Annotated in this window: 13 protein-coding genes; 5 read left to right on the forward strand and 8 right to left on the reverse strand. The window is 36.6% G+C overall.

The annotated features are described in order from the left end of the window. The first annotated feature begins 37 nt into the window (after positions 1–37). From I215_RS08290 to I215_RS08300, 3 genes are read left to right on the forward strand one after another with little or no spacing between them, the layout of a single operon-like run. Positions 38–883 carry an alpha/beta fold hydrolase gene (locus tag I215_RS08290; protein WP_008991516.1) on the forward strand — a complete coding sequence of 282 codons (846 nt, stop codon included), beginning with the start codon at positions 38–40 and terminating at the stop codon, positions 881–883. Beyond that, positions 883–1,359 carry an RNA polymerase sigma factor gene (locus I215_RS08295; protein WP_008991517.1) on the forward strand — a complete coding sequence of 159 codons (477 nt, stop codon included), beginning with the start codon at positions 883–885 and terminating at the stop codon, positions 1,357–1,359. The genes I215_RS08290 and I215_RS08295 overlap by 1 nt, the downstream gene beginning before the upstream one ends. Next, a complete protein-coding gene (locus I215_RS08300) occupies positions 1,343–1,960 on the forward strand; it encodes a hypothetical protein (protein ID WP_008991518.1) in 618 nt (205 codons plus the stop codon). The genes I215_RS08295 and I215_RS08300 overlap by 17 nt, the downstream gene beginning before the upstream one ends. Before the next feature lie 28 nt (positions 1,961–1,988). On the opposite strand, the gene I215_RS08305 is transcribed toward I215_RS08300, so the two are convergent. Together I215_RS08305 and htpG are read right to left on the reverse strand one after the other, a co-directional pair. Continuing rightward, on the reverse strand, positions 1,989–2,387 hold the full coding sequence (locus I215_RS08305; protein WP_008991519.1) for a hypothetical protein: 399 nt from the start codon (positions 2,385–2,387) through the stop codon (positions 1,989–1,991). A 467-nt stretch (positions 2,388–2,854) separates the two neighbouring features. Further along, on the reverse strand, positions 2,855–4,738 hold the full coding sequence (gene htpG / locus I215_RS08310; RefSeq protein WP_008991520.1) for a molecular chaperone HtpG: 1,884 nt from the start codon (positions 4,736–4,738) through the stop codon (positions 2,855–2,857). A gap of 476 nt (positions 4,739–5,214) precedes the next feature. Here htpG and I215_RS08315 point away from each other — a divergent pair, with 476 nt between their 5' ends. After that, complete coding sequence (locus tag I215_RS08315; protein ID WP_008991521.1) at positions 5,215–6,420, forward strand: AAA family ATPase; 1,206 nt, start codon at positions 5,215–5,217, stop codon at positions 6,418–6,420. Between the two features lie 11 nt (positions 6,421–6,431). Then, positions 6,432–6,869: a hypothetical protein gene (locus tag I215_RS08320; RefSeq protein ID WP_008991522.1), complete on the forward strand. Its 438-nt coding sequence runs from the start codon at positions 6,432–6,434 to the stop codon at positions 6,867–6,869. Positions 6,870–6,992: 123 nt separating this feature from the next. On the opposite strand, the gene I215_RS08325 is transcribed toward I215_RS08320, so the two are convergent. The 6 genes from I215_RS08325 to I215_RS08350 all read right to left on the reverse strand — a co-directional run bounded on the left by I215_RS08325 (position 6,993) and on the right by I215_RS08350 (position 14,944). After that, entirely contained in the window at positions 6,993–8,609 is a 1,617-nt protein-coding gene (locus I215_RS08325; RefSeq protein ID WP_008991523.1) for a PepSY-associated TM helix domain-containing protein, read from the reverse strand. Further along, a complete protein-coding gene (locus I215_RS08330) occupies positions 8,609–8,914 on the reverse strand; it encodes a hypothetical protein (RefSeq protein ID WP_008991524.1) in 306 nt (101 codons plus the stop codon). The genes I215_RS08325 and I215_RS08330 overlap by 1 nt, the downstream gene beginning before the upstream one ends. 3 nt (positions 8,915–8,917) lie before the next feature. Next, entirely contained in the window at positions 8,918–9,244 is a 327-nt protein-coding gene (locus I215_RS08335; protein WP_008991525.1) for a hypothetical protein, read from the reverse strand. Between the two features lie 96 nt (positions 9,245–9,340). Next, positions 9,341–10,057, reverse strand: coding sequence for a DUF4198 domain-containing protein (locus I215_RS08340; RefSeq protein WP_008991526.1), 717 nt, complete (start codon positions 10,055–10,057; stop codon positions 9,341–9,343). A gap of 25 nt (positions 10,058–10,082) precedes the next feature. Next, positions 10,083–12,446 carry a TonB-dependent receptor gene (locus I215_RS08345; RefSeq protein ID WP_008991527.1) on the reverse strand — a complete coding sequence of 788 codons (2,364 nt, stop codon included), beginning with the start codon at positions 12,444–12,446 and terminating at the stop codon, positions 10,083–10,085. 38 nt (positions 12,447–12,484) lie between these two features. Further along, positions 12,485–14,944 carry a TonB-dependent receptor gene (locus tag I215_RS08350; RefSeq protein ID WP_008991528.1) on the reverse strand — a complete coding sequence of 820 codons (2,460 nt, stop codon included), beginning with the start codon at positions 14,942–14,944 and terminating at the stop codon, positions 12,485–12,487. Positions 14,945–14,980: the final 36 nt, after the last annotated feature.

The following is a 14,980-nucleotide window of genomic DNA, read 5'->3' on the forward strand; positions in this document are numbered from 1 at the left end:
TCTAAAAGTTGAATTAAACACATTTAATATTTAGGTTATGAGAATTTCTATTGTATTATTATGTTACACCATTTTGGCAACCAGCAGTGGTTTTAGTCAAACCAAAACATATCCTTTTGAGGTTCTAAAGACTGGGAAGGGGATTGAGTCCATGATTTTCATTCCAGGCTTTGGATGCTCGGGTAAGGTGTGGGAACAGACAATATCTAATTTTGAAAATGATTTTAGTTGTTATACCCTTACTATGGCTGGTTTTGCAGGAGTTCCAGCACAAGGAAGCCCAACTTTTAACTATTGGAAAACATCCATTGCAAGCTACATAAAGGACAATTCAATTGAAAAGCCAATACTCGTTGGTCATAGTATGGGCGGAGTATTAGCGATGGAAATTGCTGCGGATTATCCCGATTTACTTGAACGAATCGTTGTTGTAGATGGACTTCCTAGCCTGCAAGCATTATCTAATCCTGATTTTAAAGCTTCAAAAAACCCAAGTTGTTCTAAGATTGTAAACCAAATTACTGCCCTATCAGAGGAGCAATTTTATCAAATGCAAAAAGCGAATATTCCTAGAATGGTTACAGATACTACCAAGCAAAAGGAAATCCTTTCTTGGACAATGGCTTGTGATCGGAATGTTTTTGCCATGATGTATTGCGATTTTTTAAATACCGATTTAAGAACAAAAATCGGTAACATCAAATGTCCTGTATTAGTGATGTTATCTCCTGGGATGGAGAATTTTAAAAGAAACATCGATGATCAATTTAAAAACCTTCAAACTGTGGAACTTCAATTTGCTAAAAAAGGGCTACATTTTATTATGTTTGATGATCCCCAGTGGTACCTTGACCAACTAACCAATTTTACAAGCTTGAATTAATGGACTTTGAAAAACTATATAAAACATATTGGCAGCGGATATTTCGAGTTTGTATGGGATATGTGAACAATTATAGTCTTGCCCAAGATTTAACCCAGGAGACTTTTATTATTGTGTGGAAACAGCTCCCGAAATTTAGAAATGAATCCAATATTGGGACGTGGATATTTCGCATAGCTTCTAATAATTGTTTACGTCATATAGAGGTGGAGAATCGAATGAAAAAAACCACACTTCCTATTGATCTAAAACAGGAGACTTTAGTTTCTGTAGAGCCGAAAATACAATTTCTTTATAAATGTATTTCAGAACTAAAAGAAATTGATAGGATCGTGATTTCCTTGGAATTAGAGGAGATCAAGCAATCTGAAATTGCTAAAATAGTTGGACTTTCAGAGGTTAATGTACGGGTGAAAATCCATAGAATAAAGGAAAAATTAACGCAAAAATTTAAGGACCATGGAAACCAATATTGATTTGAAAAACATATGGCAACAACAAAAAAGTGAGCAACCAGATTTCAAGGAACTACTAGAGAAATTAAGCCGGTATAAAAAATCCAATCTGCGTAAACTAGCCTTTACCAATATTATACTTTTACTTACCTGTGCGTTTATTCTCTTTATTTGGTTTTATTTTCAACCTCAATTGGTGACAACCAAAATTGGGATTGTTATCTGCGTTTTGGGCATGTTGATTTATCTTTTATTTTACAATAAATTCTCTAGAAATCTCAAAACCATCGATAGCACGGACTCCAATCATGAGTATATACAAAATCTCAATGCTTTGGTAGTTAAACAAAGGTTTATGCAAACCACCATGTTTTCTCTTTATTTTGCCATGCTCTCAATTGGTTTGTCTTTATATTTTATCGAATACACATTAATGATGTCTCTATTCTGGGCATGTTTTACTTACCTTATGACTTTCACGTGGTTGGCTATTAATTGGTTGTACTTTAGGCCAAGGGTGATAAAAAAGCAGCGTGCGAAACTTGATGAGCTCATCAGTGCCTTTAATCACTTAAACGCCCAGTGGCCAGAAGATAAAAACAATAATGATGCACAGGCATAAGGCGTATAGAATAGGAAGTACTTTACGTTTACTTTTTAATGTATTCTGCCCTACGGAACCGGAGCGCTTCCCAGTCGGAGTCAATTTTCAACCTCTTAATCTGATCGTAACCTTTTTTAACTAGAGGGTCCCACTGATAATCATTGGTGATGTCAGTGCGTAAGTTTTCAGATTTTTTCCTTGGATGTGCCACCCATAAGATAACATCATCCTTTAATTTTGGAAGCAAGGTCTGCAGTTGATCTTCAAACTCTTTTATAGAAGAAACAAAAAGGAGTGCAAATTCCATTTTATTAACCTGGATGAGAGATTGATAGATATCAATATTTACAAGTTTGGCTAATTTCTCTGCAAAACCTTCGGGCTCATTGATAATTAGGATTTCTTTCTGATTCTCTAATTTTAGTTTTTCGAATAATGTCTTCATACGTGGTGGGAATGATGAGGGTTAATGGATTTCGTGTCGCCTTACAAACCCAAGTTAAACAAAATATCGATTGGATACAATAGAGGTATAGGTATTAAGAATCGTTATAAATTCCTAATGCACAAAGTCAAAATCCAAACTGGGATGATATACCCAGAGATGGTGTTTTTATTAAACAAAAATACTCATGAAATCGGGACATACTTTTAGCTATTTGTAAAGTGGATTTTATAAAAATTGTTAACTGCAGAAAGCAATTCTGGTAACATTTTGCTTTATTAATAAAGCAATTTACCGATTTATCTGTCTAAGTGAGAAGCCGAAAATTACCTTTTACAGTGACAAGATCTTTGGAAAACAGTGATAAAAAAAGGCCGTTTGAAAACAAACAGCCTTTAGTATTATATAGGGATTCTCACCTGAAGTTCCGCATTTTTAGTGTGTTTAAAGAACTTCAGAACATCACTTTATTTTATCATTTGGTAACTGCGCGTTACGAAATCCGTAAGCTCTTCACCTTTTAATAATCCTTGAGACAATCTAGCTAAATCTAACGACTGCTTAATAAGGCGTTCTTTTTTAGCCTGGGTCTTTGTGTTTAGGATTTGACCAACTAATTCGTGATTGGTGTTTACAATCAAGTTGTAAATCTCAGGCATATTACCCATGGCGAACATTCCACCCCCGCCTGTAGCGCTCATTTCTTTCATGCGACGCATAAATTCAGGTTGTGTAATTGTAAATGGCGATGCATTACTATCTAAAGCCTCCAGCTGTACGGTGAATTTCTCTTTTGGAATCACCTCATCTAAGGTAGTTTTAAGTGTCTCTTGTTCCTGCTCGCTGAGCTTTGAAATTTTCTCTTCATCTTTTTTGATAAGGTTATCAATAGAATCAGAATCTACGCGACTAAACGAAATATTCTCTTTTGAAGTTTCTAATTTTTGAATCAAGTGACCTACAATTGGAGAATCTAGTAGCAACACTTCATATCCACGCTCTTTAGCCTGATTGATGTAAGTGTGTTGGGCATCCTTATCACTAGCGTAAAGAATGACCATTTTACCATCCTTATCGGTTTGTGCGTCTTTGATCTTCTCTTGAAGTTCCTCGAAGGTATAATAAGAACCATCTACAGTAGGATACAAGGCGAACTTATCTGCTTTTTCAAAGAATTTATCTTCAGAAAGCATTCCGTATTCAATTACCACTTTGATATCATTCCACTTGTTTTGAAAATCCTCTCTGTTTTCATTAAAGAGTGACTTTAGTTTGTCCGCCACTTTTCTAGTGATATAACTCGAGATTTTCTTCACATTCCCATCTGCCTGAAGGTAAGAACGAGATACGTTTAATGGAATGTCTGGAGAATCAATAACCCCTTTTAGCATGGTTAAAAATTCAGGAACAATTCCCTCGACATTATCCGTTACAAAAACTTGGTTTTGGTATAGCTGAATGCGATCCTTTTGTATGTTCAGATCGTTTCCAAGTTTCGGGAAGTATAAAATTCCAGTAAGGTTAAATGGATAATCTACATTAAGGTGGATATGAAATAAAGGCTCCTCGAATTGCATAGGATACAATTCTCTATAGAAGCTATTGTAATCTTCTTCCTTTAGATCAGCTGGAAGTTTGGTCCATGCTGGATTAGGATTGTTGATGATATTATCAACGGTAAGTTTTTCTTCCTTAGCATCTTCTCCTTCACCAGTGGTTTTAGATTCTTCACGCGTTCCAAATTTAATGGAAACAGGCATGAATTTATTGTACTTGGTTAAGAGTTCAGAAATACGCCCCTCTTCTAAAAATTCCTTAGAATCTTCATTGATATGTAGAATGATCTCAGTACCTCTCTCAGTTTTATCAGAAGCCTCTAAAGTATATTTAGGTGAACCGTCACAAGTCCAATGACAAGCTGGCTCATCTTTAAAGCTTTTTGATATGATCTCTACTTTGTCTGCTACCATAAAAGCAGAATAGAATCCCAAACCAAAATGTCCAATAATACCACTATCCTTTGCAGAATCCTTGTATTTTTCCAAAAACTCCTCTGCACCAGAGAACGCAACCTCGTTGATGTATTTTTGTACCTCCTCTGCAGTCATTCCGATCCCTTGATCGATTATGTGCAATTTTTGAGTCTCTGGGTCAATTTTCACTTCAATTTGCGGATTGCCATATTCAACTCCTGGCGCCTCGCCTATATTAGTAAGGTGTTTTAACTTTAGAGTAGCATCGGTAGCATTGGATATGAGCTCTCTTAAAAAGATCTCGTGATCACTGTATAAAAACTTCTTTATTAACGGAAAGATGTTTTCAACGGCTACATTAATATTTCCGGTTGTCATATTGTTTGAAATTTATGTTTAAACTTTGAAAAAGTCATAACTCAAAAAAAATACCATTTCAAAAGCTGTGACAAGATGACAGTTTAAGCGAGTGTTAATTCTTTGAATTCACCCCAAAATAATTGAGGGAAACCTTTTTTTTCTCCCAAAGATGTATTATATTGTAGGGGAATAATTAATAAATTAGAATAGGATATATAAAATATATTGCAAATCAAGAGTGAATACTTACGGATAGGTTAAGTTATGTTATTAATTGGTTAGGTTGTTAAAGAGCGCCCACTATCATTTTTTGGTTGGGCGCTTTTTTTATATTTGGTTTGATGGGTTTTGAAAATTTAATGGGATTGGCTTTTTATAAGCTTTTTCCCTTACGTAAGACGCTAGTATAGATCACGTGTAAAGTGATAAAATTACCACTAAATGGTATTTTTTAGATTTTTAAGCTGTATATTTGTGCTATTAAATTATAAATAATGCTAATAGAGTTTAAATTTTCGAACTTTCTTTCTTACAAAGATGAAGCAAGGCTTTTGATGACTACAGTTAAGTCGTTTAAAGAGCACAGAGATACTCATATCGTAAAAACTAATAAAAATTTTGAATTATTGAAAACTGCGACTATTTATGGCAAAAATGGTGGTGGTAAAAGTAATTTCATTTCCGCAATGGGATTTATGAAAAAAATAATTCATAATTCATTTGCAGATTCTTTAAAAAAGGAGGAGGATAGGGGACGAAGGGATTATTATTTTAAGTTATCTGAGGGAACTGAAAATTCACCAAGTTCATTTGAAGTTTCCTTTATAATAGAAAATGATACATTGTACCGTTACGGTTTTCAGATCAAAGGATACGAAATTGTAAAGGAGTGGTTGTTTAAAAAAGTTGATACAGAAACACCACTTTTTGAGAGAAACGTAAAGGATTTTAAAATCAATTCTTCAAGTTTCCCAGAAGGTAATAAGTATAAAAAAGATGTTAATACAAATGTTTTGTTTTTGAGCCATTTGGCGCAGAATAACACGAAGGTTGCTAGTGTTGTTTTTAAATGGTTTCGAAATTTAAATGTGGTAAGTGGACTCAACGACAGCCATTATAAAAATGTTACGAAAAACCTATTAAGTGAGGTTCCTGAGTTTAAACCTTGGTTATCTCTTGCAATTAGGTTCTTAGAAATAAGTAATATAAAAACTAGTAAAGATAAAAGCATTATTACCTACCATAATAAGTTTGATCAAAATGATGTTATTGTAGATTCTGTTGCCTTTGATTTTGAGCGAGAGGAAAGTCAAGGAACTAAAAAATTAATTTATCTTTTAGGTGCAGTGTATGACACTTTAATGTTTGGTAAAATTCTTGTTATAGATGAAATTGACTCAAAATTACACCCTAATTTAACTAAAAAACTATTAGAGCTATTTCATAAATTGAACATAAGGAATGCACAATTTATTTTTACAGCTCATGACTCTGTACTATTAGATAAGGATTTGTTTAGACGTGATCAAATTTGGTTTGTCGATAGAAATAAATTTGGGGCTTCTGAATTATATAGTATGTCGGAATTTAATGCTAGTGTAGTTAGGAATAGTTCTGATTTTAGGAAGAAATATCTAGATAGTGTATTTGGTGCAGCAGAAACGTTAGATATTACTGATGAACTTATCAAATTAATGTAAATGATAAGTTTATGAGTAAAAATTTAAAAAGATACGAGAGAAAGCGAGGGAAACGTGAAGCGGTAGGAAAGCAGATCAGAACCATAACATTTAGTTGGGTTAAACTCGATATTAATCAAGGTCAATCGGTAGAAGAGTGGGAAAGGGATGGATTATTATCAGTGTTCTGTCAAATGATGCGTCAAATTGGCCAGTATAATACTACTCAAGTATATGCAAACCAGATGATAAAACAATATACCAAAGTAGGATTTCCACCAGATTCGAAATTTGAAGAGCCCAAACACGTTTCACCTTCTTATTGGGCGGTAATACATATTAAACCAAAAAGTAAAGAAGTTGTTGTGGGTTACATTGAAGATGAAATTTATTACATCGTTTTTCTGGATAAAGAACACCATTTTTGGCCCACGAAAGATATCCAAAAAAGAGGTAAAACTAAGAGGTAGACCTTTTAGGTAAGCGACAAATGTTTAGACGTCTTATTATAAGCTTTTTCTTGTTTGTCCAAATAATGGTTGTTCAGTGCCGAAAACTTACGCACAATAAGTGTACAGTCCCTTCCTTTTTAATCAGACAAGAACTTCTTTATCTTCAGTAGTTGACTTTATAGGTTTTCCATTAATCTGTACCTTGTCTTTTTTTGGATCTTCTTTTCTTTTAAGTTTAAAGAAAACCCATAGACTTATAATTGACAATACAATCCAGAGCATATCGATAAAGAAAGATTGGAAGAACTCTTCATTAAGGGTTAGCCAAAACCATTTTCCACTTATCACTCCATTTACCACAGGAATAAAGAACCCGATGATACTTCCAAGTAACAAACAGTATTTGTTGGTGAAGTAATTGTCTTTTTTCCAAATAAAGAACAGGCTCAATATCAGCCATCCAATTAGGTAAAAATCGTTTACAAATGACATATTCACCTCTCCATGTATTTTAACAGCAATAAAACTTAGGGCCGTAATAGGGTAGAGGGAAAGACAAATTGCAACATAAACATTGACCAGTGCTCTGTTAAATCGTCTTTTGCGTTCACTTACGCTTTTCTTTTCTCTAGCTACTAGCCAAATTAGTACTCCAGAGAGAATGACAAAACAGGAAATAATACCAAGTACAAAACTGATAATCCTAAGACCGTATCCGGCATAATCACCATAATGAATGCGGTATAAGATGTTTTTTACCCCATCTAAATAGGTGTTTTGCGTATAAGGGTCTTTTTCTCCTATAATAGCGCCAGTGGCATTAAAACTTAGTTTAGCCACTCCAGTGTATTTATCGTCTTTAGGAAGTTCACCTTCCACAGTAACTTTCATGTTACTGTCTGCGTAATTGTAAATGTGAAGGTGAGTGATATTTAAATTATTCCACTTATCTCTAGTCTGTTGTACAAGCCCTTCTATCGATGGCACCTGATCAATTTTTTCATAGGCGAGTGTCGGTGGTGTCTCGCTCATCTCTAGTTGATTGTATAACTCCTTCTGATCTCCATCGAATAAAAACATGATATTTGGAGCTGCCATCAGTACATTAAGCATAAAAAATGCTCCCGTAACTGCATATACAAATTGGAAAGGAAGTCCAATAACACCTAATGCCGTGTGGGCATCTGTCCAAACGGTTTTGAGTTTTGCTCTTGGACGAAAGGTATAAAAATTGCTAACTATTTTATTCCAATGGACTAGAATCCCAGTGATAATGGCAAAAAGAAAAAAGAAAGAAACTAGTCCAGAGGTATAATATCCATAAGGGTAGGGGATTTGAGCGAAAAAATGTAAACGATACAGAAATTCACCCAAGGTATATGATTCTAAATAGTTATAGGTATCAAAGGTTTCTGTATCTAAGTAAAAAAAGCTTCCAACCTTAGCCTCTTCTGCAGCTAAACTGTCCTTCGATGCGCTCATGCTGACATCTACACGTCTTTCATTGTAATGACGACCAATTTCAATATCTCTACCATAGAGTGCGTAATCCTTTTTTAAAGATTCCATAATTGGATCTAAACTACTGACAATACCATGATCTATTGGTTGGGTATACTCATCCTTTTGCCAGTTCGCAATTTCATCTCTAAAAAAAGAAAATGAACCAGTGAAGAAAATCACAAAAAGCATCGCACTGATAATGATACCACTGATGGTATGCAGATGAAATAGGATATTATAGGATCTATTATTCATTATGATGGGATGATAGGATGATATATTTTACCAAAATGCAATGCAAGATAAAACACTGCTGTTAAAAGCAGGTACAATCCCCATAACTTCCAGGGATTTTTGGCCAAAAACGCCAAGATCATTAGGACTGCCCAAAGTATAAAACCATTGTAAGTCATGGTGATTATCACATTGACATGATCAAGCCATACAGCCAATGCTAAATGAAAACTTACACTAACCATATAACCGCCAATAAAGCCAGCAGTTATTTTTGCAATGCGCTCCCAAGGGGATGTTGTCAGGTATTTTTTATTAGCTGGCATAGGTTATAAGATAAGATTTTCAGCAATAACAATCCCAATAAATACTATTGCGACTGCTTTGTAATTCATGATTCTAAGTGGACAGAGGATAATAATTAGACTTGCGATAGTGGATAAGATAACAAAATAGTACAGTATCCCCGCAGCTAATCCTTTGTGTAGAACAGTGAGAATAAGACTTCCAACTAAAAGTATAACTCCAGCAGGTTTTAATAATGACTGACTCCTTAACCAAACATCAAATCCGCCTTGAGCAAGTTCAGCTCGAGATGAGGTGTTGTAAAGGGCATAAAAGCCTGCAAAGGTCAATAAGAGAATAAGTGTTGTCATTGGTCTATATTATTCAGTTAATCTGTCAATTATCTTAAAGCAAGGAAACAGCACAGAGATTTACTCAGCGCTGTTTACCTTAAATTTTGTTTTTCCTTAAGCTGGAATGCAGTAGGTCACACAGTGCCATACAAACTCATAATCTTCACCTTTGTAGGTGCCAGGAACTTCTTCCTGATGTGTAGCCTCAAGGATATATTTCGTATCCCATGGCAATCCAAACTCTATAAAACCATCTTGGTCAGTCTCCAATGTTTTTGACCAAAGGTCTTTTACAAATAATTTAACTTCGCTCTTTGCAAGTGGTTGTCCTTTAAACAACAATTGTAATTTCACCTGATCATCAGCAGTTACGATACGTTTAACAGTAATACCGTTTTCATTTTGAGTTGCAGTATCGTTTTGCGCTTCACCAACACTTACATTAGCAACAGCGTGGTAATGTGTTTTGAAAATACCAAAATCATATTCAGAATAATCAATCACATCAATTTGGTCGTTGTTCAGAAGTAAGGTATAAACCCCGTTTTCCTCTGGTGTAAAAACCGCTTTGTAATGATCCTTTTGCGCTGTGGTGCTAAGAGGGATTTTTTTACCTGAAGGGCTTACTGCCCAAAGAGTAAAGTTTTTCACCCCTTGAAAAGCTTCTCCTTGAACCTCTTCAACCACCCCATAGGTATATTCACCCATGTGAACTTTTACGACATGTTCTTGTCCAATGCTGCCTGAAACCTTTGTTTCAATCCATAAATAATGGGCAAAGCTATTTGCCGTGGTCAGTAGTAATACTGTTAATGCAATTAATTTTTTCATGGTTCTTTCTATTATTAGTTTGTTATTAAAATCTGTATGTTAAGGTCAGTCTTGCGTTTGTTCCAGGTTCACTCTGCCAGTATAAATACTCTGCATAAGCGGCGCCCGAGTATAGGTATTCATTTAACAGGTTATTGATGTTTAGATTGACTCCAAAGTGCTCATTAGACCAAGAGATTCCACCATCCATGCGGAAGTAGTCAGGTAACACGGCTTCGTTTTCAGCGCTCCATGCCCAAGTTGAACGGTCGACCTGGTATTGGTATCCCAAAGAAACTGCGAAGCCTTCAAATGTTGTCCCAGGAAGGAAAGTGTAGTTCACCCATCCATTGGTAATGTGCTTGGCATGTCCAGCAATACTATTTCCAATATTATCTTTGTTAGTGTCCTCGGTGATCTCCACATCGGTATTGGCATAATTAAAAACCACATTGATAGCTGGGGTAATCTGTCCTTGCATATCGAATTCGATACCTTTGGATTGTACTTCTCCTGTTTGAGTTGAAAATCGGTAATTACCGTTTTCATCAGTATGCTCAAGATCACTAACTAAATAATTGTTTTTGGTAATCTGGTAAAAAGTAAGGCTGGTATTTAGTTTTCCTCCAAACCACTGTTTTTTTAATCCTCCTTCAATGTCCACAGACTCTAATGGGTCAAACTTCTGATTGTTATAGCTTTGACCGTATTGTGGCGTGAAGGCCTGGTCGTATAACGCATAGGCGGTAAAATCAGGTAAGATATTAACGCTCAGTCCAACTCTAGGGGTGATTTTATCATCTTGGCTTTGATCTCCATAGGCAAATATGTTTGCGCTGTTGTAACGAGCTGCAAGGGTAAGCCTAACTCTGTCATTCCACATCCAAGCTTCATCTTGAAGGTAAAAAGAGCGGTAGATGGTACCTTGATAGTTTGCTGCTCCACGAACTTTAACTGGAACACTTCTATCAAAAATAGGGTAGACGGCCTCACCGTATATAGGATTATATATATTGAAAGGTTGGTTAATATCTATAGGACCTCCGCCGGCTTGGCTCCAGTCTGCCCAATATTCTAAGTGACGGTAATCAAAGCCACCCAAGACTTTGTGTTTAATGCCACCTGTATTAAATTCCCCATTAATGTAAAGTTGCCCAAGTTCATTGGTACTAACAGCATCCGAGACGCTGATTCCACGATAAAACTCTCCATTTCCAACCACAGCGGCTGGCCAGGCAGAGGCTCCAGTGGAGGTGTAATCCATGAACATATACTGTCCCATTACAGACCACTTATCATTAAAGTCGTGAGTAGCATTTACCAGAAGGCTCACCTCTTCAATTTTACTCTGAGGAAAATCTTCATCTAGGTAAGTAAAGTCGCGATCTAAGCTTCCAAAACCATCCTCAACAGGAGCGAATATATAGGCAGCTCCAGTGATTTGGTTTGATTGCTGATAGGTGAATTCTGTAGTAACCTTTGTTTTGTCTGTAATGTTATAACTAAGTGAAGGAACAATACTAATACGGTCACTTAAGTCGTAATCTCTGTGAGTTTGTGCATCCTCATACATCCCTACAAAACGGTACTGTAATTTATCATCCTGGGTAAGCGCCCCACCTGAGTCAAAACTAAGTCTATAGCTTCCAAAGGTATCTCCTGTTACAGAGAGTTGATTTACAGATACGCTTGTTGGCTTTTTGGTTACCACATTGTAGAACCCTCCAGGTTCACCTGCAGATTGCATAAATCCTGCAGGTCCTTTAACGAATTCAATATTCTGAACCATGGACATATCCTCAGCAAGAGGCCCCCATGGAAGTTCAATATTTAAACCATTCCTAAAGGCTGGTAGTTTAAACCCACGCATATTAATACGAGCAAAAGTTCCCCAGTGTTCTATCATCTGAGCTCCACTGACATTACGAGTCACATTCTCCATCATGTTCACAAGATTTTGGCTTTTGATCAAATTGTTACTGATGATTTGAATGTTCTGTGGAAGGTCCAATACCTCGGTAGTCAGGCGCAAGGATTGGGAAGGCTGTTTTACAAGAAAATCAGCATGGCCGTTTCCGCTTACCACCACTTCATCCAAGGATTCTGTGGATTGTTGGATTTTTATACGACCAAGATTTAAAGATTGGTTGGTCTCAACTTCGATTTGTTGAGTTTTAGTTTGGTAGCCAATGCTACTGAATTGTATAGTATAATTGCCGGGGGCGATTTGGATTAAACGAAATTTTCCATTTTCATCCGCCTGAGTTCCTTTAGCAATCTCTAGGAGCTGTATGGTAACCATAGGTACTCCTTTTCCGTTTTCGCCTATTACTTGGCCCTGGACGCTGGCCTGTTGCGCAAAGGCGCTGAAGCCAATTAGGCAGAGTACTATGATGATGGTGTTTTTCATTTTTTATTTAGTTGTGTTGGGTTTCTAGTTGATTTGTTTTAAAATTTATAAGTAAAGTTTGCTGAGAACATTCTTGGAAGTTGCGGGTTGATCGTTGACCAACCAGAATAATACTCTTGGTTTGAGATGTTGTCTAGCTTTAAGGTGATTCCGAAATCTTCAGTTTCATAGAATACAGAAGCATTGATTAAGGTATACTCATCAAGGGTAAATGTCCCTAGATTATTTCTGTCAAATATGTTGTTTTCTCCAGCGTAGTTTCCTCCAAATCCAAGACCAAACCCTTTTAGACCTCCATATTGGAAACGGTAGCTTGCCCAAAGATTTGCAAGGTTCTGAGGTCCTGCACCCTCAGGTCTTCTCCCTTGGAATGCTGCATCGCCACGTTGAAGTTCACTATCGTTATAACTATACCCAGCGATAATGTTTAATCCCACAACTGGGTTTGCGACAATACTAGCTTCGAATCCTCTACTGACTTGTTCTCCACCTTGAGTATAGGTATTAGGTCCTGTAGATAACACGATGTTAGAAACCTGAATATCATAATAGCTCAAGGTTGCTGCTAACTTGTTAGAGAATAGATTTAATTTAGTCCCAAATTCAAATTGGTTTGCTTGTTCTGGATCAAAGCTAATAGTACTCACATTACCGTTATCTTCCACAGTTTTTGGAGCTACATTAGAGAATCCGTTCATATAATTTGCGAACACAGAAACTTTGTCAATAATAGGCTGGTACACCAGACCGAATTTTGGAGACAGGGCTGTTTGATCATGCGCGTCATTTGAGAAATGATCTACTCGAAGACTCGCCATAGCAGAGAGCTCTGGCATAAAATAAATCACATCGGATACATAAGCACTGTATACCTTTTGATCTGATTCACTTAATTGTGATCCAGGATTCGGTAATAAGGCAATACCAGCATCGGCTCCGGCTTGTGATAACACACCTGTATCATCGGTGCCTGGTGTCTGATTCATTGGAACACCAGTAGCCTGGTGAAGAGCAGGTGCTACCGCAGAAAACTCATCGATGTTTTCTCCGATATAAACAAAACCATGTCCAGCATATCCAGTTCCACTATTAATGGCTTTTTGGTGGTAATAATCAAGACCCGCTACCATTTTGTTTTTAAAGTTACCAAGGTTGAATTCTCCAATAAAGTTTTGTTGAATATCCGTACCTATGGTCTCTGAATTTTGATTACTGGTATATCTGGCAAACACACTTCCTTGGGTGATTGGTGAAGTTTCGTTAACCGTTGCAGTAATATCTGTTAAGTATGAGTAGTAACCGTCAGATTTTGCGTTGGATCTAGATACCACAGTTTGTGATGTCCAATTGTCACTTAGTTTATAACGCATTTCTCCTTGCAGGCTATAGGTCGGTGTATCTACATAAAGATCGTTGCTGGTATACGAACGTTCATTGTTATAACCTAGCTCATCCATATTGTTAACATGTAGCGCCGCACCACGATTTAAAAATAACATGGTTTGGTTAGTGCTACGCCCGTTGTAAAATTCTGTATTTACAAAGAATGATAAACGATCATTCACCTCAAAGGCTAAGGAAGGTGCTACATAAAATGATTTAGTAAAACCAGCATCTTGAAAGCTGTTTTGCTTGTGATAAGCTGCATTGAGTCGCAGAGCAATGTTCTTCTGATCACTAAGTATGGTGTTTACATCAGCCGTAACTCGGTTTAAACCATAACTTCCAGCGGTATATGCAATACTACCTGAAAGATCATCGAAATATGGACGCTTGGTGTTGATGTTAATAAGACCACCGTAAGAGATTAAACTACTACCATAGAGCGTTCCAGATGGACCCTTGATGACCTCCACACGGTCGATATTAGCAGGGTCTGGTGTTCCATTGGTTAAACTTGGTAGTCCATTGACCATCGTTGGTTGTACTGCAAAACCTCTTAAGGAATAATAACCACCGCCATCACCTCCTCTTCCTGTGGATTCCCATAGTTTGTAGATCCCAGGAGCGTTTTTTAGGGCTGATTCAAAATTGGTTACCACTTGTTCTTCCAAGAGTTTTGAAGGAATGGTGTTGTACACCTGTGGGTTTTCAATATCTTTCAAAGGTAGTTTTGAAACGGCTTCACTCTCCGCGCGATAGAATTTGTTTTTCTGCTCGGCCTCTAAAACCACTTCGTTTAAAACTTCTCTGTTCTCAATAAGTATAATAGTTCCAAGATCAACAGTTTGATTATCTGTTACATTGCTTTGTAATGTTTTTGATCGAAACCCTACATAAGAAATCTCTAGGCTGTACTTACCAGAACTCAGTGAGCTTAAATTAAAAGTACCTGTGTTATTGGTGTTGGTACCTTGATTGGTACCCTTTATGATTACATTTGCATTGGGGATGGGATAACCTTGGTCTGAAATTACTGTTCCAGAGATAGTTCCATTTTGGGCTAGAGAGCTCAAAGTAAATCCTATAATGAATAAAGAACTAAGAATGTGTTTCATTTTAATATAATGTTATTTATATTTGGTCTAAATTAA

This window comes from Galbibacter marinus (genome assembly GCF_000300875.1).
In the GTDB taxonomy this organism is placed as follows: Bacteria; Bacteroidota; Bacteroidia; order Flavobacteriales; family Flavobacteriaceae; genus Galbibacter; species Galbibacter marinus.